Source organism: Thioclava sp. ISO4, from assembly GCF_058105145.1.
In genome coordinates this window covers 253,760-276,233 of record NZ_CM176571.1, presented here as the reverse complement: position 1 = coordinate 276,233, position 22,474 = coordinate 253,760, and the positions used below count along the sequence as shown (strand labels likewise).

Here is a 22,474-nt window from a genome sequence, read left to right as displayed (position 1 = left end):
CCGGCGGGGATATTTGAGCCAAGGCGAAGGAGGGGCGAGATGGGCGTGATGGTGGTGACCGGGGCGAGCGCCGGGATCGGGCGCGCGGTGGCAGAGGCCGCGCTGGCCGAGGGCTGGCAGGTCGCCTGTCTGGCGCGCTCGGAGGACAAGCTGGCGGAGGTCGCCGCGCAAGGCGACGGGCTGGCCGTGGCCTGCGACGTGAGCGATGCGCAAGCGGTGGAGCGCGCCTTCGCCGAGGTGGTCGCCAAGTTCGGCCGGATCGACGTGCTGTTCAACAATGCCGGGATGTTCCCGCCTGCGGCCTTGCCCGACGAGGTCACGCTCGAGGATTGGGACGCCTGTATCGCGGTGAACCTGACGGGGATGTTTCTCTGCGCCCGGGCCGCATTCGCGCAGATGCGCAGGCAGGCGCCGCGCGGTGGGCGGATCATCAATAACGGCTCGATCTCGGGGCAGGTGCCGCGCGCGAAATCGCTCGCCTATACGACCACCAAACACGCGATCAACGGCATGACCAAGCAGATCGCGTTGGACGGGCGCGATTTCGACATCGCCTGCGGGCAGATCGACGTCGGCAACGCGCGCACGGGGCTTCTGGAGAATATGGATTCGGCGGCGACCAAGACGGCGGAGCCCACGATGGACGTAGCCAATGTCGCGCGTTCGGTGCTGCACATGGCGTCGCTGCCGCTCGAGGCGAATGTGCTCAACATGACGGTGATGGCGAGCGCGATGCCCTTCGTCGGGCGCGGTTAACGCACGAAGCGGAAGATCGCGGCGGCGGCCCAGCCTGCGAAGACTGCAAGCGCCAGCGACAAGAGCCCGTAAAGCGCCGCGTTCTCATGCGCGAGCGTGTAGAGCCAGCGCTCCAGCCCGACTTTGCGCACCTCGATCGCGGATTGGTATTTGTCCACCAGCTTGCCGTCGCGCAGCAGGAAGATGCGGGTCTTGTAATCGCCCTCGGTGAGGTTCGCCGGCAGCGCGAAATCGGCGCGGAATAGCGTGTTGTCCACGATATGCACGCCGCCGGTCTCGAGTTTGTAGAGCCCCTGCTCCTTTCGGATATCGACGAGCGCTTCGGTGAAGGGGATCGAATCGTCGACGGTGATCGGACCGGAGAAGGCGCGCATCGCGAGCGGAATCGAGATCCGCTGCTGGGTGTCGGTGCGCCGGTCGAGGATGTCGCCGAGCGGGCCGGAGGTGGCGACGGCGTAATAGCTGGGGGCTGCGGCGACGCCGACCGAAGCCGTGTTCACCCAGATCCCGAATTCGCGCGATTTCTTGCGGATGGTGACCGGGCCGAGCGGCCCTTCGAGCGTCACGATCACCGCGAGTTTCTGCCCTTCGGGCTCCGGCGTCTCGCGCTTGATCGCGCCGTAGATCAGGATTTGCGACCCGTCGAAGGAGGTCGTGATCCCGATATTGTCGCGGCTGAGGCCCGCCACGATCTGCTCGTCGGGTTCGGGGCGATTGGTGATCGGCATGCCCGGACGCGCGGGCAGAACCTGTTGGTCCTGTGCCAGAGCGGGCAGGGCGACGGCGCAGAGGCCGAGGGCGAGGAGGGCGGCACGGATCATCATTCGCCCCCCGTCGCGATGGAGTAGAGGTTGCTCGGATGCAGCACGAGGTCGAGGCCGAGCTTGCCCGCGACGAGGATCACCAGCAGCGCCAGCAGGATGCGCAACTGTTCTGCCTTCAGCCGTGCGCCCAGCCGCGAGCCGATCTGCGCGCCGATCACGCCGCCGACGATCAGCAGGAGCGCAAGCATCACGTCGACCGTCTGGTTGGTGATCGCGTGCATTAGCGTGGTGAAGGCCGATACGAACAGGATCTGGAACAGTGAGGTGCCGATCACGACCTTGGTCGGCATGTTCAGCAGGTAGATCATCGCCGGGACCATGATGAAGCCGCCGCCGACGCCCATGATCGCCGCGAGGATGCCGACCGCGACCCCGACCAGCAGCGGCGGGATCACCGAGATATAGAGGCCCGAGGCGCGGAACTTGAACTTGAAGGGCAGTTTGTGGACCCAGGTGTGCTGCACGCGCTTCTTGCGCACGCCACCGCCCTTGCGCTGCTTTTGCAGGGTGCGGATGCCCTCTTGCAGCATCAGAAGCCCGATCAGCCCGAGGAAGACGACGTAGCAAAGCTGCACCGCGAGGTCGATCTGGCCCAGCTCGGTCAGCAGGTTGAAGACGTAGATGCCGCTCGCCGAGCCGAGCAGACCACCCACCAGCAGCACGAGCCCCATCGGAATGTCGACCGCCTTGCGTTTGAGCTGCGCCAGAACGCCCGACACGGACGAGGCGACGACCTGGTTCGCGCCGGTCGCCACGGCGACGGAAGGGGGGATGCCGATGAAGAACAGAAGCGGAGTGATCAGGAAGCCACCGCCCACGCCGAACAGGCCCGAGAGCAGCCCCACGATGCCGCCGAGCCCCAGCAGGGTGAAGATATTGACCGAGACTTCGGCGATGGGCAGGTAGATCTGCATGAGCTGCACCCGCTGAGGAGGTTGCATCGTTAGTGTCCCCGAAGGGCAGGCGAAGTCAAACCCCGCCGTGCCGCAGGGTTACAACTGTTGCAGATATCGTCGCAAAACCTGTTCGAGCTTGGCTGCGCCCATCGGCGCGATCGCCTTGGTCTGCTCGTGGCTGATATTCTCCTGCGCCATGCCCGCCCCCATATTGGTGATGACGGAAACGGCGGCCACGCGCAGCCCGAGGAACCGCGCGAGGATCACTTCCGGAACCGTGGACATGCCGACCGCATCGGCGCCGAAGACTTTCGCGGCGCGGATTTCGGCAGGGGTTTCGAAGGTCGGGCCGGAGAACCAGCAATAGACGCCTTCGGGCAGTTCGATCCCTTCGGCCTGGGCCGCCGCTTTGAGCCCGGCGCGGATCTCCGGGTCATGTGCCTCGGTCAGCGGGACGAAACGCGCGTCCGAGGGCTCGCCGATCAGGGGATTGTTTCCCGAGAAATTGATGTGATCGTTCAGCATCATCAACCCGCCGGGCTGGATGTCCTCGCGCAGGCTGCCGGCCGCATTGGTCAGCAGCAGGCTCTCGCAGCCAAGCTCCTTGAGGATCTCCAGCGGCAGGCGCATCTCGGCGGGGTTGCCGTGTTCATAATAGTGAACCCGACCGCCGAAAACGGCCACGCGGACGCCTTCGAGCGTGCCGATCACCAGCTTCGGATTGTGGCCCGAGACGCCCGCATGGGGAAAGCCCGGAAGCTCCGAATAGGGGATCGCGACGCCCTCGACCTCCTCGGCCAGATGGCCGAGGCCGGAGCCGAGGATCAGGCCGAGGCGCGGGGCCTCGTCGCCCGCGCGTTCGCGGATCAGTTGCGCGAGTTCAGCGCTCTTTGACATAGGGCTGCCCCCCTGCACGCGGCGGGATCGCCTTGCCGATGAAACCCGCGAGGATGATCACGGTAAGGATGTAGGGCACCGCCTGCATGAACTGGATCGGCAAGGTCACGACGCCCAGATCGATATTCGGATAGCGGTTCGAGATCGCCTCCAACAGGCCGAACAGCATCGTCGCCCCAAGCGCCGGAACAGGCCGCCATTTGGCGAAAATCAGAGCCGCCAGAGCAATATAGCCGCGCCCGGCGGTCATTTCCTTCACGAAGCCAGCCGCCAGACCGGTTGCCAGATAGACGCCGCCCAGACCCGCCAGAACGCCGGTGATGGCGACGGCGGTGTAGCGCATCCGGATGACCGAGATGCCCGCGGTGTCGACCGATTCCGGGTTCTCGCCCACCGCGCGTAGGCGCAGGCCGAAGCGGGTGCGGAACAGCACCCACCAAGTGATCGGCACCATCGCGAAGGCGACATAGACGAGGATCGAGTGGCCCGAGAGCAGGTTCGAGTAGATCGGACCGAGGAAGGGCACATCCTTCACCGCGTCGGCGCCGGGCAGGGTGATCGGATCGAAGCGCCCGTTGCCCGACAGTTGCGGGGTGCGACCGCCCTGATGGAACCAGCTTTGCGCGATCAGAACGGTAAAGCCCGAGGCAAGGAAGTTTACCGCGACGCCGGAGATCAGCTGATTGCCACGGAAGGTGATCGAGGCGAGGCCATGCACGAAGGCGAGGCTCATCGAGCCTCCCACGCCCGCCAGCAGCCCGAGCCACGCATTGCCCGTCACCGCCGCGACCGCGCCGGAGAAGAAGGCAGCCATCAGCATCTTGCCCTCAAGGCCGATGTCGAATATGCCCGCGCGTTCCGAGAACAGACCTGCGAGGCAGGCGAGCAGCAGCGGCGTGCCGAGGCGAACGGCGCTATCGAGAATTTCGATGATCGTTGCGAAATCCATCTCAGGCCTCCTTCCGGGCGTTGGCGCGCGCGACGAAGAAGCTCTCGATCGGTGCGCGCAGCATGTTGTCGAAGGCCCCGGTGAACAGGATCACGAGCGCCTGGATCACGGTGATCAGTTCGCGCGGGATCGTGGTTTCCAGCGCCAGCTCGCCGCCGCCCTGATAGAGGAAGCCGAAGAGAAGCGCGGCGAGGAACACGCCGAACGGGTGGTTGCGGCCCATCAGTGCGACTGCGATCCCGATGAAGCCTGCGCCCTCGACCGAGTTCAGCACGAGGCGATGCGCCTCGCCCATCACGTTGTTGATCGCCATCAGACCGGCGAGGCCGCCCGAGATCAGCATCGCTGCCATGACGATCTTCACCGGCGAGATGCCGGCATAGCGCGCCGCCGTTTCCGACCGCCCGAAGGCGCGGATCTCGAAGCCCAGCTTGGTGCGCCAGATCAGCACCCAGACGAGGTAGCAGGCGAGGATCGCCACGAAGAACGACACGTTTGCCGGGACCGATTTCGAGAAGAACTGACCGATCAGCGGGAAGTCATGGAAGGTCGGCAGATGCGTCGCCGGGCCGAAGCGTGCGGTGGCCGGGTCCATCGAGCCGCGCGGACGCAGCACGTTGACCAGCATGTAGTTCAGCACCGCCGCGCCGATGAAGTTGAACATGATCGTGGTGATCACGATATGGCTGCCGCGCTTGGCCTGCAGATAGGCCGGGATCGCCGCCCAGGCCGCGCCGAAGATCGCGCCGCCCGCCATCGCCGCGATCAGCGCGATGGTCCAATGCGGCCACGGGAAGGCCAGCAGCACCAGCGCCACGCCGAGCCCGCCGAGCGTCGCCTGACCCTCGCCGCCGATATTGAACTGGCTGGCGTGATAGGCGACCGCGACCGCGAGGCCGGTGAAGATGAAGTTCGTCGCGTAATAGAGCGTGTAGCCCCAGCCATAGGGCGAGCCGAGCGCGCCCGAGACCATGACCTTGATCGCCTTGATCGGGTCTTCGCCGATCAGCAGCACCACGATCCCCGAGATCACGAAAGCGATCAGCAGGTTGAGGAGCGGGATCAGGGCCACGTCGACCCATTTCGGTGTCTTTTCCATTATTGGCTCTCCTCGGGCGCGGCGATCGTCCAGCCGTCCATGCCGCGCACGTCCTCGCCGCCCATGCCCGCCATCAGGCAGCCCATGCCGGTCTGGGTGGCGGTCTCGACGGGGCCGATGCCCATGACCTGCCCGTCGAACATGACCGCGACGCGGTCCGAGAGCGCCCGGATCTCGTCGAGCTCGACCGAGACCAGCAGAATCGCGGCGCCTTGGTCGCGCAGTTCGATGATGCGTTTGTGGATGAATTCGATCGCGCCGATATCGACGCCGCGGGTGGGTTGCCCCACCAGCAGCAGCGCCGGGCTTCGTTCGATCTCGCGGGCCAGCACGATCTTTTGCTGGTTGCCGCCCGAAAAGCTCTTCGCGGGCAGGCTTGGGATCGGCGGGCGCACGTCGAAGCGTTCCATCGCCTCGGCCGTGTGGGCCACGATCCCCGCATTGTCCATCACGAAGCGGTTCTTCTGATAGGCCGGATCGGTGTGATAGCCGAAGACCATGTTCTCCCACGCGGCGAAATCGAGGATCAGGCCAAGGTGGTGGCGGTCTTCGGGGACGTGCGAGATGCCCCGGCGCCGCCGCGACTGACCGTCGCTATGCTTGCCGGTGAGGTCGATCTCTTCGCCGTTGATGCGGATATTGCCGGTGCCCTTGGCGAAACCGCCGAGGATTTCCAGCAGTTCGGACTGGCCGTTGCCCGCCACGCCCGCGATGCCGAGAATCTCACCCGCGCGGATTTCGAGATTGATGCCCTTGAGGCGCTCGATCCCGTCTTCGTCCTTCACGCGGAGGTTCTCGACCTCCAGCACGGTCTTGCCGGGCTGCGCAGGCGTCTTGTCGACGTTGAGCAGAACCTTGCGGCCCACCATCAGTTCGGCCAGTTGCTCGGGCGAGGTCTCGGCGGTCTTCACCGTCGCCGTCATCTCGCCGCGGCGCATCACGCTGACCGTGTCGGTGATCTCCATGATCTCGCGCAGCTTGTGGGTGATCAGGATGATCGTCTTCCCTTCCTTGCGGAGGAAATCGAGGATGCGGAACAGGTGATCGGCCTCGGCGGGCGTCAGCACCCCGGTCGGCTCGTCGAGGATCAGGATATCCGCCTGACGATAAAGCGCCTTGAGGATTTCCACGCGCTGCTGGTGGCCGACGGAGAGCTCTTCGATCTTCTCGTCGGGGTCGACGTTGAGCTCATATTCCTCGGCGAGGCGCTTGAGTTCCTTGCGGGCCTTGGAGAGCGAGGGGCGCAGCAGCGCGCCATCCTCGGCCCCAAGGATGATGTTCTCGAGCACGGTGAAATTCTGCACCAGCTTGAAATGCTGGAAGACCATGCCGATGCCGGCGCTGATCGCAGCCTGGCTGTCGGGGATATGGGTGTGCTTGCCTTTGATCCAGACCTCGCCCGCATCCGCCTTGTAGAAGCCGTACAGGATCGACATCAGCGTGGATTTCCCCGCGCCGTTTTCGCCGATGATGCCGTGGATCGTGCCGGGCATGACCCGGATCGAAATGTCCTTGTTGGCCTGCACCGTGCCGAAGGCTTTCGAGATGCCTTTCAGCTCGATCGCGGGCGCGCCCGTGGGCGTGGCGGCAGCGTGGGCCGCCTCAGCCGCATCGCTGGCGTTTTCAGTGGCAAGGGCGGCAGTTGCCTGCCGCCCCGCGTTGTTCGACTCTGTTGTGCTCATCACTCGACCGGGCAGCTGTCGTCCGACATGTAGTCATGCACTTCGATCTTGCCCGAAGCGATGTCGGCTTTCGCCTGCTCGACCGCTTTTTCCATCTCGGGCGTGACGAGCGACTTGTTGTTGTCGTCCATCGCGACGCCGACGCCGTTCTGGGCCAGACCCATCACCTTGATGCCCGGCTTCAGATCGGGGCCCGCCGTGAACGCGTCATAGACGGCGTTGTCGACGCGCTTGAGCATCGAGGTCAGGACCTTGCCCGGGTGCAGGTAGTTCTGGTTGCTGTCCACGCCGATCGACAGAACGTCGCCATCCGCGGCCGCCTGCAGAACGCCGATGCCGGTGCCGCCGGCGGCTGCGTAGATCACGTCCGCGCCCTGGCTGATCTGGGCCTTGGCGATTTCGCCGCCCTTCACCGGGTCGTTCCAGGCCGCCGGGGTGGTGCCGGTCATGTTCTGGATGACTTTCGCGTCGGGGTTCACGGCTTTCACGCCCTGAACGTAACCGCAGGCGAATTTGCGGATCAGCGGGATGTCCATGCCGCCGACGAAGCCGACGGTGCCGGTCTTCGACGCCATCGCGGCCATCATGCCGACGAGGTAGGAGCCCTGCTCTTCCTTGAAGACGATCGACTCGACGTTGGGCTGGTCGACGACCATGTCGACGATCGCGAATTTGGTGTCGGGGTAGTCGGGAGCGACGGTGTTGAGCGTGTCGCCGAAGGCGAAGCCGGTCATCACGATCGGGTTGGCGCCGGACTCGGCGAGTTTACGCAGGGCCTGCTCACGCTGAGCTTCCGACTGCATTTCCAGTTCCTTGTAGGAGCCGCCGGTCTCTTCGGCCCAACGCTTGGCGCCGTTGAAGGCGGCCTCGTTGAAGCTCTTGTCGTATTTGCCGCCCAGATCGTAAATGATCGCGGGATCGGCCAGCGCGGCCCCGGCGCTCAGCGCGAGCGCGGTCGCGGCACCGAGGAACTTGGTGAAATAGGTCATGGATTACTCCCGAACGTTATGGCCCTGTTGGATAAGCCTGTTGGCGCGCTCGGTTCAGCGCGCGGACCCGGCGATTTGGGCAGAGCTTGCCAAAGGGGTCAAGCGTCAAGTTGTGGATGACGCGGGGTCGCAAGACAAAATTGATTGAACGGTCAGCTTGTCGCTCTAGCGAGCGGCAAAGTGAGAACCAGCGCGTCGATGCGATCGCCCTCAGGGCTGCGGTAATAGCCCTTGCGACGCCCCGATTCCTTCCAGCCGGTCGCGGCATAAAGCGCGCGTGCGGCGTCATTCTCGGCGGAGACTTCGAGGAAGGCGCTTTCGGCCCCCAGCGCCTCGGCTTCCTGTGCGAACCGCTCCACCAGCGCGCGGCCGGTGCCGTTGCGCCGCGCTTTCGGGTCGACGGCGAGGGTCAGAAGCTCGGCCTCGCCCGCGATGACGCGTCCCAGCAGGAAGCCTCGGTTCTCGTTCAACAGAAAGGCGCCGGGGCCGCGCATCAGATCCCGGAATTCGGCCTCGTTCCACGGGCGTGGTGTGGTGAAGCAGGCGGCATGCAGCTCGGCGAGGGCTTCGGCGCGCATCAGTCGAGGATCCTTGGCGGCGGGTCGGAGGGCGGAGCGGCATCGGCCGCACGCAGATAAAGTGGCGCGGGGCGCTCTCCGGGGATGAATTCGCGAGAGGCCGCGATCCGTGCGATGGCTTCGGCAGGCGCGAAAGCCGCGGGCGCGGCAGCAGCGCCGATCCGTTGGGCGACCTCTTCGGCGGCGGAGCCGATGCAGGTCAGGCCGGGTTCGGCCAGACCTTCCGGCAGTGAGTCGAGCTCATGCAGATCGAGCGGGATGTCCTGTGCGGTGCGGAACCCTTCGAGATAGGCCCGTTCCCGTGGTGCTGCGACCGCTGCAAGCACCGGACCGTCGCTGCCGAATTGTGCGGCATCGGTGATCGAGACGCCGAGCGCCGGGGCCCGCAGGCTCAGCGACAGGCCGCGCGCGGCAGAGACGGCGATGCGGACGCCGGTGAAATTCCCCGGTCCGATCCCGACGCCGATCCGCGTCAGGTCGCGCCAGCCGACGCCCGCCTCGGCGAGCACCTCTTCCAGAAGCGGCATCAGCCGTTCGGCCTGCCCGCGTCCCATCTCTTCGTGACGCGCGACGAGGCAGTCATCACCCGACAGCAAAGCGGCCGCGCAATGCGCGGCCGATGTGTCGAAGCCTAGCGTCAGATCAGGCATTGACCGGACGCACCTCTGAAACCTCGGGGATGTAGTGTCTGAGCAGGTTCTCGATCCCCATCTTCAGCGTCAGCGTCGACGAGGGGCAACCGGCGCAAGCGCCCTGCATGTGCAGGTAGACCACGCCACGCTCGAACCCGTGGAAAGTGATGTCGCCACCGTCCTGCGCCACGGCTGGGCGCACGCGGGTGTCGAGCAGTTCCTTGATCTGCGAGACGATCGCGCCGTCCTCGCCGTCATGCTCGGCATGGCCCGAGGGCGCAGCTTCGCCTTCGATTACCGGAGCGCCGGACTGGAAATGCTCCATGATCGCGCCGAGGATCGCCGGTTTCGCGTGATCCCAGCTGGTCGCGTCATCTTTCGTCACGGTCACGAAGTCCGAGCCGAAGAACACGCCGGTCACGCCGGGCACTGCGAAAACGCGCTTGGCCAGCGGCGATTTGGCCGCCGCCTCGGCGGAGGGGAAATCAGCGGTGCCGGTCTCCAGCACGGTCTGGCCGGGCAGGAATTTCAGCGTCGCGGGGTTCGGGGTCGTCTCGGTCTGAATAAACATCGCGTGCCTCCTTGGCTTGCCGCTCATATGCGCCTTCCGACTGAATTAATCAAGTAATCGCGGCTATGCGCTAGATGATGCGCGGCGCGATCTCGGCGGGATCGGTGACCTCCGGGCGCCAGAACGCCTCCGCTTCCGGTCCGATCCGCGCGAGAGCGGCCTCGAAGTCACGATGATTGACATGACGCCAGAGCGCAAAGGCCGTGGCCTCGATGGCGTTGTCGGGGGTCAGGTTGTGATGCGGGCGCAACGCCTGCGCTTCGCGGGTCATCTCGGTCCGGCTGCCGAACGGGCGCGGCGTCGCCATCACAACCCAGTGATACAGGAAGATCGCGCGCAACACGGCGGGCAGGCAATCGGCGAAGGCGATGGCCTCGACAGGGCGCAGCCGTGCGCGGAAGGTTACGAAGACGCCCTCGATCGCCGTGTAGGTCATGTTGTCGGAGTCGAGGCCCATCCGATCGCGCGCATCGGCGAGGAAAGAGGCGAACTCCTTCTGCGCATGGCGATAGGTCCAGGGCATCGGCATCGGTCAGGTGATCTGTTCGAGCTTTTCCTTCGACATCTCGCCCGGCACGATGGTCAGCGGACAGGGCAGGGTTCCGCCCTGTTTCACCATCTGCGTCACCAGCGGCCCCGCGCCGCCCTTGCCGGAGCCTGCGCCGAGGACCAGCACGCCGATCTCGGGATGTTCGTCCATCACGGCGATGATCTCGGGCACCGGTTCACCCTCGCGGATCACCAGTTCCGGCTCCACGCCCTGACGGTCGCGCATCCATTTCGCGAAGACCTCGAAATGCGCCTCGATCCGCTCGCGGGCTTCTTCGCGCATGATCTCGGCCACGCCGATCCAGTGCTGGTATTCGTCGGGCGGGATCACCGAGAGGATGATCACGCCGCCGCCGGTATGGTTCGCGCGCATCGCCGCGAACCGCATCGCGTTGAGGCATTCGCGGGTATCGTCGAGCACAACCAGAAACTTGCGCATGGCTCCTCCGGGACGGGGTGTTCGTGGATCATCGCCCGGCGCGAGGTCTTTGGCAACCGCGGGGGTGTCGAGGCTCAAAGCGGCGACCCTTGCGCCCAGTCCATATAGGCCTCGCGCGCCCGCTGCGTGCCCTTGCCGGGCGCGTAGCTGACATCGTCGAAACCTGCGACCGGGGTGACTTTGGCGAAGTTGCCGGTCAGGAAGACCTCGTCGGCATTGCGGAAATCGTCGAGCGTCAGCACCGCTTCATGCACCGTCTCGCCGCCCTCGCGCAGAAGGCCCATGATCCGCTTGCGCGTGAGCCCCGCGAGGAAAGTGCCGTTCGGCATGGGCGTGAAATACTCGCCATCCTTCACCATCCAGACATTCGCGGTCGCGCTTTCGGCGACATTGCCCATCGCGTCCTGCACCAGCGCGTTGCCGAAGCCCTTGCGCTGCGCCTCGACCAGCATCCGCGCGTTGTTCGGATAGAGGCAGCCCGCCTTCGCATCGGTGACGTTATCGGCCAGAACGGGACGGCGGAATTGCGTGGTGGTCAGCGTCGTCGCCTTGCTCGGGTCGGGCATCGCCACTTCTTCGAGGCAGAGCGCGAAGCCGGTCTCGCCGGGTTTCGGTGCGACGCCCAGATCGGACCCGGCGATCGCCCAGTACATCGGGCGCACGTAAACGGCGGCACCCTTGTCGTATTTCCGCAGGCCCTCGCGCGCAATCTCGACCATCTCCTCGGGCGCGATGGTCGGCGTGATCATCAGCGCCTCGGCGGAGCGGTTGGTGCGCGCGCAATGCGCGTCGAGATCGGGGACGACCCCATCGAAAAGCCGTGCCCCGTCAAAGACCGAGCTGCCTTGCCAAAGCCCGTGATCGGCGGCGCGCATGACGGCGATATCGCCCTCGTGCCATGCGCCTTCGAACCAAGTGCGGATGTTTTTGCCGAATGCCATCGGTGCCTCCTTCGTATCGGGCGCGATCCAACCACTCGCGCCCCGCGAAGTCCATACGACCGATTGTATCGGTGTCAGGTGTCGTGAGGTCCGGTCGCGTCTCGTTGCGGTTGAGCGTTAACCGCATGGCAACCGCGACCTGCCTAGGCTTGCGAAAGTGTCGCCTACTCGACGGCGGCGCAGCAGCAGGAGATTTCGCATGACCCCGGCCCGGCGCAGGCGCAAACGTCTCTTCGATCTGACGCTGGCACTTCTGGCGCTGCCCGTGGTGCTGCCGCTGATCGCGCTGGTCTGGCTGGCCGTCGCGCTGGTGCAGGGGCGACCGTGGTTCTACGGCGGCGAGCGGATGCATAGCCCCACGCGCAGCTTCCGGATGTGGAAGTTCCGCACGATGGAGGCGGAGGCGGGCGATCACGGCATCACCGCCGGGCATAAGCGCGCGCGGATCACCCCGCTCGGGCAGATCCTGCGGCGGTGCCACGCGGATGAGCTGCCGCAGATATGGAATGTCCTGCGCGGCGATATGAGCTTCGTTGGCCCGAGGCCGCCGCTGAGCGAGGTGGTGGCGCGTTTCCCACAGCTCTACGCGCAGGTGCTCGCAAGCCCGCCGGGGATCACCGGCCTCGCGAGCGTGCAGTTTGCTCAAAAAGAGGCGCGGCTGCTGGCGCGATGTCGAACGGCCGAAGAGGCGCGGCGGATCTACGATCAGGCTTGCGTCCCCGAGAAAGCCCGACTCGATCTGCTTTACCAAAGACAGGCCTCGTGGCGGCTCGATCTGGCGCTGATCTGGCAAACCTTGCGCGGAGGGATCGCGTGAGGGAAGCGCTCACCGACACGATCGCGACGCGCCTGATCGCGCTGTCGCGTCCGCGCAAGGCGGTCGTCATCGCGACGCTCGATGCGCTGCTCGCGATGGCGTGCCTTGCGCTGGTGTTGCAACTCGCGCCTGCCTTGAGCCGCGGGGGCCTCGGAGGGGGTGCCTGGCTCCTGGTCCCGATCGGAAGCGGTCTCGCGGCAGTGGCAAGTCTTGGCTCCGGCTTGGCGCGCCTGCCCCTGAAGGACTTCGCTATGCTGGGGGCGGGAAAAGCGGTCGTCCTTTCCTGCCTCCTTGCAATGGCCCTCTGGGCCGGTCTCGGATGGCAAGGCGGCGACACTGCGTTCTTCTTTGGTTGCGCGTTTCTATCGGGCATCGTGGTGCAGCGCCGGGCGCTTCTGGCGCTCACTGGATGGCTCTATCGACGCTCGAACGTCGTCTCGCGCATCGCGATCTACGGCGCGACGCCGGAGGGGATCGCGCTGGCACGGGCGTTGCGCGACCGATCCGGGTTTTTGACCTGCGCCTATCTCGACGACAGCCCGGTTTTGCGTGGCGCGACGTTGGACGGGGTGCCGGTCCTAGGCCCCGCGGCGCGCAAGGCGCTGATCCGCAAGTTCAATGTCGATCGCGTCGTCCTCGCCGATCCGCGCTTGCCCGAGCCGCGCAAGGCCGCGCTGGCGCGAGACCTCTCGCGCCTTGGATTGCGCTGCGAGGCGCTGCCGGATTTCGCCCTGCTGGTCGGCGGGGCGGACCTTGCCGCGCGGCTCGAACCGGTGCGCCCCGAGCGCTGGCTGGGCCGCAGCGAGATCACCGGGGGCGACCCGCCCGAGGCGGAGTTCTACCGCGGAAAATCCGTGCTCATCTCGGGGGCGGGCGGCTCCATCGGGGCAGAGCTTTGTCGTCAGATTCTCGCCTGTGGCCCGGCGAAACTCGTTCTGCTCGAACTCTCGGAGCCCGCGCTGTTCGCCCTCCTGTCCGACCTGACGCCGCTTGCCGCACGCGCAGGTGTCGATCTCGTCACCCGGCTCGGCTCCGCCGGGGACGCGGCGCTGGTGCGGGAGATTTTTGCACGCGAGGCGATCGACGCGGTGTTCCACGCCGCCGCCTACAAGCACGTCGCGCTGGTGGAGGAAAACCCGCTTTCCGGTTTCGCGAATAACGTTACTGCCACGGTCTGCCTCGCGCGGGGGGCGCGGGCCGCGAAAGTTGCGCGGTTCGTTCTGATTTCCAGCGATAAGGCGATTGCACCGCGCTCGGCCATGGGGGCGTCGAAACGGATGGCCGAGCTGGTGGTGCAGGATCTTGCGACCCGCGCGGGCGCGACGGTTTTTTCGATCGTGCGCTTCGGCAATGTGATCGGCTCGTCCGGATCGGTCGTGCCGATTTTCGAGCGGCAGATCGCGCAAGGCGGGCCGATCACGCTCACCGATCCTGACGCCACACGCTATTTCATGACCATCGCCGAAGCGGCGCGGCTCGTGCTGATCGCGGGCCGCTGGGAGGTCTCGGGGCGGGTCTATGCGCTCGATATGGGCGCGCCGATCCGGATCGGGGATCTCGCCCGGCAGATGGTCGAGGCGCGCGGGTTATGGCTGCGCGGGCCGGACTGCCCCGAGGGAGAGATCGAGCTGTTGCGGATCGGTTTGCGAAGGGGGGAGAAGTTGCACGAGGCCCCCGTGACCGGCGCGCATAGTCGCGCAACCGCGCATCCGAAGATCAGGCATGCCCCCGTGACCCATCTCTCGGAGCGCGAGACCGCCCTGCTTCTGCGCGACCTCGATGCCACCCTGGCGCAGCGCTGCCGGGAGCGGCTGGAGGCGCTCATGTCGCGGCTGCGCGGCGAGGAAAGCCAAGTCCCCGCGCCGTGTCTGGGTGAGGCGTTCAGCGCATCAGGCGCGGATGAGGGCGACCTTGAGCCGTCCGATAGCGAGGCGCGCTGGCAAGATGAAACGTCTGGAAGCCGGGTAGCGTGTTCCGTGACGGAGGGCCGGAGCTTCGGCCTCACTCAGACGCGCGGCATCGCCCTGCCAACGCCAATGCCATCAGGTCCCGCTCCACCCGGCGCGCGGGGCGCGTCAGGCGAAGGGATCGCTGGGATAGCCGACCGCGCTTAGATAGAGGCCCTGCGGCGGGCAGACCGGTCCGCAAGCGGCGCGGTCGCGCGCGGCGAGCGCTTCGCCCACGCGATCGGGCGGCCAGGACCCGGCGCCGACGCGTTCCAGCGTGCCGACAATCGAGCGGACCTGATTGTGCAGGAAGCTGCGCGCGCGCAGGTGAAACCGGACCTCGCGCCCGTGCGGGATGTCGAGCGCCTCGATCCGGATCTCGTCGAGCGTTTTGACCGGCGAGTTCGACTGGCACATGGTCGAGCGGAAGGTGGTGAAGTCATGATGCCCGATCAGATGCGCGGCCCCTTCGCGCATCGCCTCGATATCGAGCGGGTTGAGCACCTGCCAGACCAGCCCGCGGTCATGGGTCACCGGCGCGCGGCGTTGCACGAGCCGGAACAGGTAGCGCCGCTCTAGTGCAGAAAACCGGGAGTGGAATTCGTCTTCGACCCGGGCGCAGGCGAGGATCGCGACCGGCGCCGGGCGCAGGTGATAATTCAGCGCCTCCGACAGGCGGAACGGGTCCCAATCCTTCGTCAGATCGGCATGGGCGACCTGCCCGGTGGCATGAACACCCGCATCGGTGCGCCCCGCCGCCGCGATCGTATGGGGGCCGGGTTCGAGCTTCGCCAAAGCCGCCTCGACCGCGCCCTGCACCGAAGGCTGGTCGGCCTGACGCTGCCACCCGGCGAAGGGCCCCCCGTCATATTCGATTTTGAACGCGTATCTCGGCATGGAGCGGCCATAGCCCGAGCGCGCCCCGTTTCGCAATCCCCTCCCGGCCACGCGCCGCGATTGCGGGCCCCTGCACGGGGCGGCTTGCCCTCGTCATGGCCCGGAGCTACCGATTGCCGGTCGGGGAGAGAAGGGCGCGGATATGAGTTTGACGATCATGGCGGCGGTGCTGGGCGCGGCCTTCCTGCATGCCTTGTGGAATGCGCTGATCCGCCTGGGCGGCTCGAAAATCCGCGCGATGGTGATGCTGTCCATTGCCGAGGCCCTGATCGGGCTCGTCGTCGCTTTGTCGCGCCCGTTGCCGGACAGCGCCGCGCTGGGCTGGATTCTCGCCGCGGGGGTGATCCATTTCGGCTACAAGTTTTTCCTCGCCCATGCCTATGAGCAGGGCGATCTGAGCCGGGTCTATCCGATCGCACGCGGAACCGCGCCGATGATGGTGGCGATCGTCTCCGCTGCGCTGGCGATCGATGCGATCAGCGGGCTCGAATATGCGGGGATCGCCGTGCTGGGGCTCGGGATCGCCCTGATGGCGCGCGGCGTGTTCACCGATGGCGAAAGCCGCCGCCTGCTGCCCTATGCGCTGGGCTCGGCGCTGGCGACCGCGAGCTATACGCTGGTCGACGGGATGGGCGCGCGGATCTCGGGCGAGCCCGTGGGCTATGTCGGATGGATCATGGTGCTGGGCGGGGTGTTCTTCGCCATGGGCATGGTCGGGCTGCGTGGAACCGCGATGCTGCGCTCCGCGCCGCGCGAATGGGGGATCGCGACGCTTGGGGCGGCGGCCTCCTATGCGGCCTATGCGATTTCGATCTGGGCGATGACCCGCGCGCCGATCGCGCTGGTCGCGACCCTGCGCGAGACCTCGATCCTGTTCGCGGTGCTGATCGGCTGGCTCGTCTTCGGCGAGAAGATGCGGATGACGAAGGCGCTGGCGGCGTTGTTGATCGTCTCGGGCGTGGTGCTGACGCGGGTCTGAGCGATTAAAATCGCGGCTGGCCTTGGTCGTCGCAGCTGGCAGGCATGGCGTCGTCCGCCGGGCGCGCGATCAGGTGTCCGGTCACGATTTGCAGCGGCGTGAAGGGCGGCTCCTGAAGCGCGGGCTGGATCTGGCGGGTCACATAGCAGCCGCCGAAACTCTCGGTCTTGCCGTCACGCGTCCGGGCGCTCACCGTCACCCCGAGCGTGGTATAGATCGAGCCGGCCGCGCCTTCCGACATGACCGGGCCGATCGTGACCGAGGCCTCGGCGGTGTTTGCATAGCCTTTCGCGAAATCCGCATAATCGCCGTTCTTTTCGGGATGGGCGAAATAGCTCCAGGCGCGGGCGTAGTGATGCAGCGAAATCGCGTTATAGAGCGAGCGGATCAGCGCGGACGGGGTCGAACGGTCGTCGAGATAGTCCGGCGCGGCCATGGCCGATTGCGCGGAAAACACGAGAGCCAGAAGTGCGAGACTGCGGCGCATGCGACCTCCGTTTCGCGGCCCGTGCGGCATGGGTCGCCGCGCCGGGGCCGCAGTTCGAGTCAGCTTCGCTCGGGCACGAGTTGTTGCACGATGCCGACGAGCAGCAGGTAGATGGACGTGACGACCAGCCCCCAATGCGCCCAGCTTGCCGGATCGAAATCGACCCATGCGGCCCAGCCCGCGAAGAAGGTCCACAAAAGCGCCATCGGCAAGGAAACCACGCGCCAGCGCTTCGTACGCACGGGGTGGATGAACTTGAGCGGCAGGAACATCGCGATGGCGAGCGCCACGACGACGAGCAGGATCGTCCAATAGCCCGGCTTGAGCGCGAACAGCACCAGCACCAGCATGTTCCACGCGCCCGGGAAGCCCTGGAACGAGTTGTCCTTCGTCTTCATCCGGGTGTCGGAGAAATAGACGACGCTGCCATAGGTGATCGCGATGATCGCGAGCCAGCCCGTCCATCCCGGCAGCAGGCTCGACTGGAACAGCGCGAAGGCGGGGATGAAGACATAGGTCAGATAGTCGATGATCAGGTCCATCAGGACGCCGTCATAGAGCGGGAAATTCGCCTTCACATCGTAGCGCCGCGCGAGCGGACCATCGATCCCGTCGACGAAGAACGCCGCGACGAGCCAGAGGAACATCAGCGACCATTCGCCCTCCGCAGCCGCGAGAAGCGCGAGCATCGACAGCACGGCGCCGGTGGCGGTCAGGAGGTGAACGAACAGGGCTTTGATGCGGATATCCATGCGTCCCCTGATGCCGGATTTGCGACGCAGGGGCAAGCGTCGCTTCAGGCGCGCGGATGGCTCTTGTCGTAGATTTCCATCAGCCGCGCGGCATCGACGGCGGTGTAGATTTGGGTCGTGCCGAGGCTCGCATGGCCCAGCAGTTCCTGAATGGCGCGCAGGTCGCCGCCGGCCGCCAGCAAATGCGTCGCGAAACTGTGACGCATCGCATGCGGGGTCGCCGTGGAGGGCAGGCCCAGCGACATCCGCGCCCGCTCCATCGCCTTGGAAATCATGCGCGGATTGAGCGGCTTTCCGCGTGCGCCGTAGAACAAGGGCGCATCCGGCTCGGCGGGGTAGGGGCACAGGCGCATGTACTCCGCGACGGCCTCGCGCGCGGCGGGCACGACCGGCACGAGCCGCTCCTTGTCGCCCTTGCCGCGGATGCGCAGCACCTCGGGCAGGGGATGAGCCTCGGCACGCAGGGCGAGCGCTTCGGAGATTCGCAGTCCGCAGCCGTAGAGCAGGGTCAGCACGGCGGCGTCGCGCGCGGCGATCCACGGCTCCATCGCCTGCGTGTCGACCTGTTCGATCATCCCGGCTGCGGCGTCCTCGTTCAGCGGGCGCGGCAGTTTGCGCTGATATTTCGGGCTGCGGGTCGAGAGGATATGGCTCGCATCGAACCCGTCACGATCGGCGAGCCAGCGGATGAAGCTTTTCACCGAAGAAAGCGCGCGGGCGAGCGAGCGTGACGAGACCTCGCGGCCGCGTTCATGCGCCATCCACGCCCGCATATCGGAGGGTACAAGCTGAGCGATCCGGGCGGTGCCCAGGCTCTCGCCGTGATGGGTTTGCAGAAAACCCAGGAAGCTCGCCACGTCGTGCCGGTAGGCGGTGATCGTGTGATCGGAGGCGTCGCGCAGCCCGCGCAAATGGCTCAGCCATTCGGCGAGCGCGTCTTGCAGCCCTGCGGACGGCTCCGCCATCAATCCAGCCAGCGGCGCATCGTGCGTTCGAATACGCCCGCGAAGAAGGCCAGAAGATCGGTGCCCTGAGAGGGTTTGAACTGATGCGGGTCCTCGGCGGCCATGACCAGCATGCCGGGCAGGCGGCCCTCGCCGAGATCAAGCTGCATCAGCGCCTCGGAGCGCACCCAGTTCGCCGCCTCGCCGAAGATCGCCTCGGAGCCCGGCACGGTCTGGCGCAGCACGACCTGTCGCGGCTGTCCGCCACGCCCGCCGCGCATGTATTCGGTGATGAAGCCGGGTTCGGCCACGCAAAGCACCTCGCCCAGCTGGCGCAGCGCCGGGTCGTTCTCGTTCTGGTGGCTTTCCAGCACGAGGCGCACCGCGTCGACGCGCAGGATCTCGGCCACTTCGGTCGCGAGATTCGACAGGAAGGACTGGAAGTCATGCGGGTCGAGCATCCGCAGCACCGCGCGGTGAATCTGGTTCGTGCCCGCGAGGTTCTCGTAAGCCGCCGCGATGACCGACCGGTGGGTGTCTTCCAGCCGGTCGAGCCGCGCCTCGAGCCTCGACATGGCCGCGCCGCGCAGGTCGACGATATTGCCGCCCATCGCGGCCTCGTTCGCAGCGATCAGCGCCCGCATCAGGTCGCGGTCCTCGAGAATCACGTCAGGGTCGGAAATGATCTTGTCGCGGAGTTGCTCCACGAGGGCCGGTTCGGTCATGCCTGTCTCGTCGCTGGTCGATGCATCATTTTTTCCAAGCATACACGATGCGCCCCGCGACGCAGTCCAAAAAACGGCCCGTGCCACGAAAAAGGCCCGCCGGAGAGGCGGGCCTGTGCCGTTTCGGACTCACGCGAGAAGATCAGATCTTCTGGCCGGTCGCTTCCCAATCCTTGAGGAACTGGGCCAGACCCTTGTCGGTCAGCGGGTGGTTCGCCATCGACTTGATGACCGCCGGCGGCGCGGTGATCACGTCGGCGCCGATGCGCGCAGCGTCGCTGATGTGGTTCACCGAGCGGATCGACGCGGCGAGGATCTGGGTCGAGAAATCGTAGTTGTCATAGACCGTGCGGATGTCCTCGATCAGCTGCATCCCGTCGAGGTTGATGTCGTCGAGACGGCCGATGAAGGGCGAGATGAAGGTCGCGCCCGCCTTCGCGGCGAGGATCGCCTGCGCGGTCGAGAAGCACAGCGTGACATTGACCATGTGGCCTTCGGATGCGAAAGCCTTGCAAGCGGTCAGGCCGTCCCAGGTCAGCGGAACCTTGATCGCGATATTGGGGGCGATCTTGGCGAGCTTCATACCTTCTTCGATCATGTCCTTGGACTCGGTCGCGACGACCTCGGCCGAGACCGGCCCGTGGACCATGTCGCAGATTTCCTTGGTGACTTCGAGAATGTCGCGGCCCGATTTCAGGATCAGCGAGGGGTTGGTGGTCACGCCATCGACCATGCCCAGATCGTTGAGTTCCTTGATCGCGGCGGTGTCGGCGGTATCGACGAAGAATTTCATGGCAGCTCTCCTTGGCGGCAGTCGCGAGCGTGTTAGCGCAAAAGCGGCGAGGGTGAAAGAGGTCGCAACGGGAGAGGGGCTCCGCCCCGCGGCGTCGCCGCTCCCCGAGATATTTAGGGCAGTTGGAAGGCAGGGCGATGTCTGAGCCCGGTTGGTTCGAAGAGGGCGCGCGGGTCGCGGTGCTGACGGCGGAGCCGATCGGGCGGCCGCTCGATTATCGCGCGCCGGAGGGCGGGTGTTTCAGCGGGGCTTTCGTCGAGGTGCCGCTGGGGCCGCGCAAGGTGCTGGGTGTGGTCTGGGGGCCGGGCGAGGGCGGTTTCGATGCCGCCAAGCTGCGCGCGGTGAACCGGGTCTTCGACGTGCCGCCGATGCGCGACGAGCTGCGCGTCTTTCTGGAGCGGATGGCGGAATACACGATGACGCCCTTGCCGCAGGTGCTGCGGCTCGCGACGCGGGCGCCGGGCTTGGGCGACCCGCCGGGCATGCGCAAGATTTACCGGCTGGGCGACCGGGAGCCGTCGCGGATGACCGATGCGCGGGCGCGGGTGCTGGAGGTGCTGGAAGAGCATGGCGGTGCCGGCTTCTACCTGAGCGAGCTGGCGCATCTGGCGGGGGTGACGACGCAGGTGGTGAAGGGGCTGGTGAAGACCGGCGCGCTGATCGAGGCGGAGGTGCCGCGCGATCAGCCGTTCCCGCGGCTCGATCCGGCGCGGCCCGGCAAGGCGCTGTCGGAGGCGCAGGCCGCCGCGGCGGAGGCTTTGCGCGCGGGCTCCGGGGCCTATTCGACGACGCTTCTGAAGGGCGTGACCGGCTCGGGCAAGACGGAGGTCTATCTGGAGGCGGTCGCGGAATGTCTTCGCAAGGGGCGGCAGGCTTTGGTGCTGCTGCCCGAGATCGCGCTGAGTTCGGAATTTCTCTCACGGGTCGAGGCGCGGTTCGGCGCGCGTCCCGGCGAGTGGCATTCCGGCGTCACGCAATCCGAACGTCGTCGGCTATGGAAGGCTTGCGGGGCGGGAGAGGTGCAGCTTGTCGTCGGCGCGCGCTCGGCGCTGTTCCTGCCGTTCCGCGATCTGGGGCTGATCGTGGTCGATGAGGAGCATGACAGCTCCTACAAGCAGGAGGAGGGCGTTCTCTATAACGCCCGCGACATGGCGGTGTTGCGCGCCTCGGGCTGTTCCGCGCAGGTGGTTCTGGCCTCGGCGACGCCGAGCCTCGAGACTTGGGCGAACGCGGAGGCCGGGAAATATCAGCGGCTCGATCTTGGCGCGCGGTTCGGCACGGCGGAGCTGCCCGAGATGGGTACGATCGACATGCGTGACGAAGCCATCGAGAGCGCGCATTGGATCGGGCCAACGCTGGTGAAGGAGGTTCTGGCGCGGGTGGCCGAGGGGCAGCAGGCGATGCTGTTTCTCAACCGTCGCGGCTATGCGCCGGTCACGATCTGCCGCGCCTGCGGACATCAGATCGGCTGCGATCATTGCGATGCGCGGATGGTGGAGCACCGTTTCCTCAAGCGGCTCGTCTGCCACCAATGCGGCGAGACCAAGCCGATCCCGGTAAAATGCCCGAGCTGCGAGGTGGAAGGGAAGCTCGCCCCCGTTGGGCCGGGGGTGGAGCGGCTGGCCGAGGAGGTCGCGGAGCGCTTTCCCGAGGCGCGTCTGGCGGTGCTGTCCTCGGACCTGTTCGGCTCGGCCCGTGCGCTGAAGGAAAAGATCGCGGAGATCGCGCAGGGCGAGGCCGATATCATCATCGGCACGCAGATCGTGGCTAAAGGGCATAACTTCCCGCGGCTGACCTTGGTGGGGGTAATCGACGCCGATCTGGGCCTGCAGGGCTCGGACCTGCGCGCGGCGGAGAAGACGTTCCAGTTGATGCGGCAGGTGGCGGGCCGGGCTGGCCGGGCCGAGGAGAAGGGCGCGGCGCTGTTGCAGACCTATCAGCCCGAGCATCCGGTGATCCGCGCGATTCTGGGCGGCGACGAGGAGGCGTTCTGGGCGCAGGAGGCCGCCGCTCGGCAGGCGCAGGGCGTGCCGCCTTACGGGCGGATGGCGGGGATCATCCTGTCGGGGCCGGATTTGCAGCCGCTGTTTGAGGTGGGCAACCACCTCGCGCGCAACGATGCCGCGCTGCGCCGGATAGGGGCGCAGGTCTTCGGGCCCGCGCCTGCGCCGATCGCACGGGTGCGCGGGCGGCATCGGGTGCGGCTCTTGGTGAAGGCAGAGAAAAGCGCGCCGCTGCAGGGCGCGCTCAAGGCTTGGCTCAAGGGGCTGAAACTGCCGACCAATGCGCGGCTCGCGGTCGATATCGATCCGCAGAGCTTCCTTTGACGGCG

The 22,474-nt window shown here is 66.4% G+C and carries 24 protein-coding genes; 5 read left to right on the top strand and 19 right to left on the bottom strand.

The window, feature by feature from the left end:
- The first annotated feature begins 39 nt into the window (after nucleotides 1–39).
- Nucleotides 40–756, top strand: coding sequence for an SDR family oxidoreductase (locus AC2TZ7_RS01465; RefSeq protein WP_489865640.1), 717 nt, complete (start codon nucleotides 40–42; stop codon nucleotides 754–756).
- Here the strand turns inward: AC2TZ7_RS01465 and AC2TZ7_RS01460 are convergent.
- From AC2TZ7_RS01460 to AC2TZ7_RS01400, 13 genes are all read right to left on the bottom strand, one after another.
- Nucleotides 753–1,577, bottom strand: a complete 825-nt coding sequence (locus AC2TZ7_RS01460) for a TIGR02186 family protein (protein WP_172976271.1) — start codon at nucleotides 1,575–1,577, stop codon at nucleotides 753–755. The genes AC2TZ7_RS01465 and AC2TZ7_RS01460 overlap by 4 nt on opposite strands.
- Complete coding sequence (locus AC2TZ7_RS01455; protein WP_098412135.1) at nucleotides 1,577–2,494, bottom strand: sulfite exporter TauE/SafE family protein; 918 nt, start codon at nucleotides 2,492–2,494, stop codon at nucleotides 1,577–1,579. Before AC2TZ7_RS01455 ends, AC2TZ7_RS01460 begins: the two co-directional genes overlap by 1 nt.
- 78 nt (nucleotides 2,495–2,572) lie before the next feature.
- The gene (locus AC2TZ7_RS01450; protein ID WP_489865639.1) at nucleotides 2,573–3,373 is read right to left on the bottom strand and encodes a purine-nucleoside phosphorylase; all 801 of its coding nucleotides are present in this window, start codon (nucleotides 3,371–3,373) and stop codon (nucleotides 2,573–2,575) included.
- Nucleotides 3,357–4,322: an ABC transporter permease gene (locus AC2TZ7_RS01445; protein ID WP_489865638.1), complete on the bottom strand. Its 966-nt coding sequence runs from the start codon at nucleotides 4,320–4,322 to the stop codon at nucleotides 3,357–3,359. Before AC2TZ7_RS01445 ends, AC2TZ7_RS01450 begins: the two co-directional genes overlap by 17 nt.
- A 1-nt stretch (nucleotide 4,323) precedes the next feature.
- The gene (locus AC2TZ7_RS01440) at nucleotides 4,324–5,421 is read right to left on the bottom strand and encodes an ABC transporter permease (RefSeq protein ID WP_098412133.1); all 1,098 of its coding nucleotides are present in this window, start codon (nucleotides 5,419–5,421) and stop codon (nucleotides 4,324–4,326) included.
- Entirely contained in the window at nucleotides 5,421–7,103 is a 1,683-nt protein-coding gene (locus tag AC2TZ7_RS01435) for an ABC transporter ATP-binding protein (RefSeq protein WP_489865637.1), read from the bottom strand. Before AC2TZ7_RS01435 ends, AC2TZ7_RS01440 begins: the two co-directional genes overlap by 1 nt.
- Complete coding sequence (locus AC2TZ7_RS01430) at nucleotides 7,103–8,092, bottom strand: BMP family lipoprotein (RefSeq protein ID WP_489865636.1); 990 nt, start codon at nucleotides 8,090–8,092, stop codon at nucleotides 7,103–7,105. The genes AC2TZ7_RS01435 and AC2TZ7_RS01430 overlap by 1 nt, the downstream gene beginning before the upstream one ends.
- Nucleotides 8,093–8,244: 152 nt before the next feature.
- A complete protein-coding gene (gene rimI / locus AC2TZ7_RS01425) occupies nucleotides 8,245–8,670 on the bottom strand; it encodes a ribosomal protein S18-alanine N-acetyltransferase (RefSeq protein WP_489865635.1) in 426 nt (141 codons plus the stop codon).
- Nucleotides 8,670–9,320 (bottom strand): tRNA (adenosine(37)-N6)-threonylcarbamoyltransferase complex dimerization subunit type 1 TsaB, encoded by a 651-nt coding sequence (gene tsaB, locus AC2TZ7_RS01420; RefSeq protein ID WP_489865634.1) that lies wholly within the window; start codon nucleotides 9,318–9,320, stop codon nucleotides 8,670–8,672. The genes rimI and tsaB overlap by 1 nt, the downstream gene beginning before the upstream one ends.
- The gene (locus tag AC2TZ7_RS01415) at nucleotides 9,313–9,873 is read right to left on the bottom strand and encodes a NifU family protein (protein ID WP_078571230.1); all 561 of its coding nucleotides are present in this window, start codon (nucleotides 9,871–9,873) and stop codon (nucleotides 9,313–9,315) included. The genes tsaB and AC2TZ7_RS01415 overlap by 8 nt, the downstream gene beginning before the upstream one ends.
- A gap of 70 nt (nucleotides 9,874–9,943) precedes the next feature.
- On the bottom strand, nucleotides 9,944–10,402 hold the full coding sequence (locus AC2TZ7_RS01410) for a DUF2267 domain-containing protein (protein ID WP_489865633.1): 459 nt from the start codon (nucleotides 10,400–10,402) through the stop codon (nucleotides 9,944–9,946).
- A gap of 3 nt (nucleotides 10,403–10,405) precedes the next feature.
- A complete protein-coding gene (locus AC2TZ7_RS01405; protein WP_489865632.1) occupies nucleotides 10,406–10,861 on the bottom strand; it encodes a universal stress protein in 456 nt (151 codons plus the stop codon).
- A 74-nt stretch (nucleotides 10,862–10,935) separates the two neighbouring features.
- Nucleotides 10,936–11,802, bottom strand: a complete 867-nt coding sequence (locus AC2TZ7_RS01400) for a branched-chain amino acid aminotransferase (RefSeq protein WP_489865631.1) — start codon at nucleotides 11,800–11,802, stop codon at nucleotides 10,936–10,938.
- A gap of 199 nt (nucleotides 11,803–12,001) precedes the next feature.
- On the opposite strand from AC2TZ7_RS01400, the gene AC2TZ7_RS01395 reads away from it, so the two are divergent.
- Nucleotides 12,002–12,619, top strand: a complete 618-nt coding sequence (locus tag AC2TZ7_RS01395; protein WP_489865630.1) for a sugar transferase — start codon at nucleotides 12,002–12,004, stop codon at nucleotides 12,617–12,619.
- Entirely contained in the window at nucleotides 12,616–14,733 is a 2,118-nt protein-coding gene (locus tag AC2TZ7_RS01390; RefSeq protein ID WP_489865629.1) for a polysaccharide biosynthesis protein, read from the top strand. Before AC2TZ7_RS01395 ends, AC2TZ7_RS01390 begins: the two co-directional genes overlap by 4 nt.
- Here the strand turns inward: AC2TZ7_RS01390 and truA are convergent.
- Entirely contained in the window at nucleotides 14,695–15,462 is a 768-nt protein-coding gene (gene truA, locus AC2TZ7_RS01385; RefSeq protein ID WP_489865628.1) for a tRNA pseudouridine(38-40) synthase TruA, read from the bottom strand. The two genes, AC2TZ7_RS01390 and truA, sit on opposite strands and share 39 nt — an antisense overlap.
- A gap of 142 nt (nucleotides 15,463–15,604) precedes the next feature.
- Here truA and AC2TZ7_RS01380 point away from each other — a divergent pair, with 142 nt between their 5' ends.
- Entirely contained in the window at nucleotides 15,605–16,441 is an 837-nt protein-coding gene (locus tag AC2TZ7_RS01380; protein WP_489865627.1) for an EamA family transporter, read from the top strand.
- Nucleotides 16,442–16,445: 4 nt separating this feature from the next.
- Here the strand turns inward: AC2TZ7_RS01380 and AC2TZ7_RS01375 are convergent, their stop codons facing one another.
- From AC2TZ7_RS01375 to fsa, 5 genes are all read right to left on the bottom strand, one after another.
- The gene (locus AC2TZ7_RS01375) at nucleotides 16,446–16,928 is read right to left on the bottom strand and encodes a hypothetical protein (RefSeq protein ID WP_489865626.1); all 483 of its coding nucleotides are present in this window, start codon (nucleotides 16,926–16,928) and stop codon (nucleotides 16,446–16,448) included.
- Between the two features lie 59 nt (nucleotides 16,929–16,987).
- On the bottom strand, nucleotides 16,988–17,680 hold the full coding sequence (locus AC2TZ7_RS01370) for a CDP-alcohol phosphatidyltransferase family protein (RefSeq protein ID WP_098412119.1): 693 nt from the start codon (nucleotides 17,678–17,680) through the stop codon (nucleotides 16,988–16,990).
- 44 nt (nucleotides 17,681–17,724) lie between these two features.
- Complete coding sequence (locus AC2TZ7_RS01365; protein ID WP_489865625.1) at nucleotides 17,725–18,645, bottom strand: tyrosine recombinase XerC; 921 nt, start codon at nucleotides 18,643–18,645, stop codon at nucleotides 17,725–17,727.
- Nucleotides 18,645–19,349 carry a DUF484 family protein gene (locus AC2TZ7_RS01360; protein ID WP_078542595.1) on the bottom strand — a complete coding sequence of 235 codons (705 nt, stop codon included), beginning with the start codon at nucleotides 19,347–19,349 and terminating at the stop codon, nucleotides 18,645–18,647. The genes AC2TZ7_RS01365 and AC2TZ7_RS01360 overlap by 1 nt, the downstream gene beginning before the upstream one ends.
- Nucleotides 19,350–19,491: 142 nt before the next feature.
- Nucleotides 19,492–20,142: a fructose-6-phosphate aldolase gene (gene fsa / locus AC2TZ7_RS01355; RefSeq protein ID WP_098412117.1), complete on the bottom strand. Its 651-nt coding sequence runs from the start codon at nucleotides 20,140–20,142 to the stop codon at nucleotides 19,492–19,494.
- Between the two features lie 137 nt (nucleotides 20,143–20,279).
- Between fsa and AC2TZ7_RS01350 the strand changes: the two genes are divergently transcribed.
- Nucleotides 20,280–22,469, top strand: coding sequence for a primosomal protein N' (locus tag AC2TZ7_RS01350; RefSeq protein WP_134331189.1), 2,190 nt, complete (start codon nucleotides 20,280–20,282; stop codon nucleotides 22,467–22,469).
- Nucleotides 22,470–22,474: the final 5 nt, after the last annotated feature.

Bases quoted from the DNA above. Each gene is read 5' to 3' on its own strand.
- AC2TZ7_RS01460 (WP_172976271.1), bottom strand. From the start codon at position 1,577: ATGATCCGTGCCGCCCTCCTCGCCCTCGGCCTCTGCGCCGTCGCCCTG.
- tsaB (WP_489865634.1), bottom strand. From the start codon at position 9,320: ATGCCTGATCTGACGCTAGGCTTCGACACATCGGCCGCGCATTGCGCG.
- AC2TZ7_RS01450 (WP_489865639.1), bottom strand. From the start codon at position 3,373: ATGTCAAAGAGCGCTGAACTCGCGCAACTGATCCGCGAACGCGCGGGC.
- AC2TZ7_RS01395 (WP_489865630.1), top strand. From the start codon at position 12,002: ATGACCCCGGCCCGGCGCAGGCGCAAACGTCTCTTCGATCTGACGCTG.
- AC2TZ7_RS01360 (WP_078542595.1), bottom strand. From the start codon at position 19,349: ATGACCGAACCGGCCCTCGTGGAGCAACTCCGCGACAAGATCATTTCC.
- AC2TZ7_RS01375 (WP_489865626.1), bottom strand. From the start codon at position 16,928: ATGCGCCGCAGTCTCGCACTTCTGGCTCTCGTGTTTTCCGCGCAATCG.
- AC2TZ7_RS01380 (WP_489865627.1), top strand. From the start codon at position 15,605: ATGAGTTTGACGATCATGGCGGCGGTGCTGGGCGCGGCCTTCCTGCAT.
- AC2TZ7_RS01445 (WP_489865638.1), bottom strand. From the start codon at position 4,322: ATGGATTTCGCAACGATCATCGAAATTCTCGATAGCGCCGTTCGCCTC.
- AC2TZ7_RS01415 (WP_078571230.1), bottom strand. From the start codon at position 9,873: ATGTTTATTCAGACCGAGACGACCCCGAACCCCGCGACGCTGAAATTC.
- AC2TZ7_RS01400 (WP_489865631.1), bottom strand. From the start codon at position 11,802: ATGGCATTCGGCAAAAACATCCGCACTTGGTTCGAAGGCGCATGGCAC.
- AC2TZ7_RS01350 (WP_134331189.1), top strand. From the start codon at position 20,280: ATGTCTGAGCCCGGTTGGTTCGAAGAGGGCGCGCGGGTCGCGGTGCTG.
- AC2TZ7_RS01370 (WP_098412119.1), bottom strand. From the start codon at position 17,680: ATGGATATCCGCATCAAAGCCCTGTTCGTTCACCTCCTGACCGCCACC.
- truA (WP_489865628.1), bottom strand. From the start codon at position 15,462: ATGCCGAGATACGCGTTCAAAATCGAATATGACGGGGGGCCCTTCGCC.
- AC2TZ7_RS01430 (WP_489865636.1), bottom strand. From the start codon at position 8,092: ATGACCTATTTCACCAAGTTCCTCGGTGCCGCGACCGCGCTCGCGCTG.
- AC2TZ7_RS01405 (WP_489865632.1), bottom strand. From the start codon at position 10,861: ATGCGCAAGTTTCTGGTTGTGCTCGACGATACCCGCGAATGCCTCAAC.
- fsa (WP_098412117.1), bottom strand. From the start codon at position 20,142: ATGAAATTCTTCGTCGATACCGCCGACACCGCCGCGATCAAGGAACTC.
- AC2TZ7_RS01435 (WP_489865637.1), bottom strand. From the start codon at position 7,103: ATGAGCACAACAGAGTCGAACAACGCGGGGCGGCAGGCAACTGCCGCC.
- AC2TZ7_RS01365 (WP_489865625.1), bottom strand. From the start codon at position 18,645: ATGGCGGAGCCGTCCGCAGGGCTGCAAGACGCGCTCGCCGAATGGCTG.
- AC2TZ7_RS01410 (WP_489865633.1), bottom strand. From the start codon at position 10,402: ATGCCGATGCCCTGGACCTATCGCCATGCGCAGAAGGAGTTCGCCTCT.
- AC2TZ7_RS01455 (WP_098412135.1), bottom strand. From the start codon at position 2,494: ATGCAGATCTACCTGCCCATCGCCGAAGTCTCGGTCAATATCTTCACC.
- AC2TZ7_RS01465 (WP_489865640.1), top strand. From the start codon at position 40: ATGGGCGTGATGGTGGTGACCGGGGCGAGCGCCGGGATCGGGCGCGCG.
- rimI (WP_489865635.1), bottom strand. From the start codon at position 8,670: ATGCGCGCCGAAGCCCTCGCCGAGCTGCATGCCGCCTGCTTCACCACA.
- AC2TZ7_RS01440 (WP_098412133.1), bottom strand. From the start codon at position 5,421: ATGGAAAAGACACCGAAATGGGTCGACGTGGCCCTGATCCCGCTCCTC.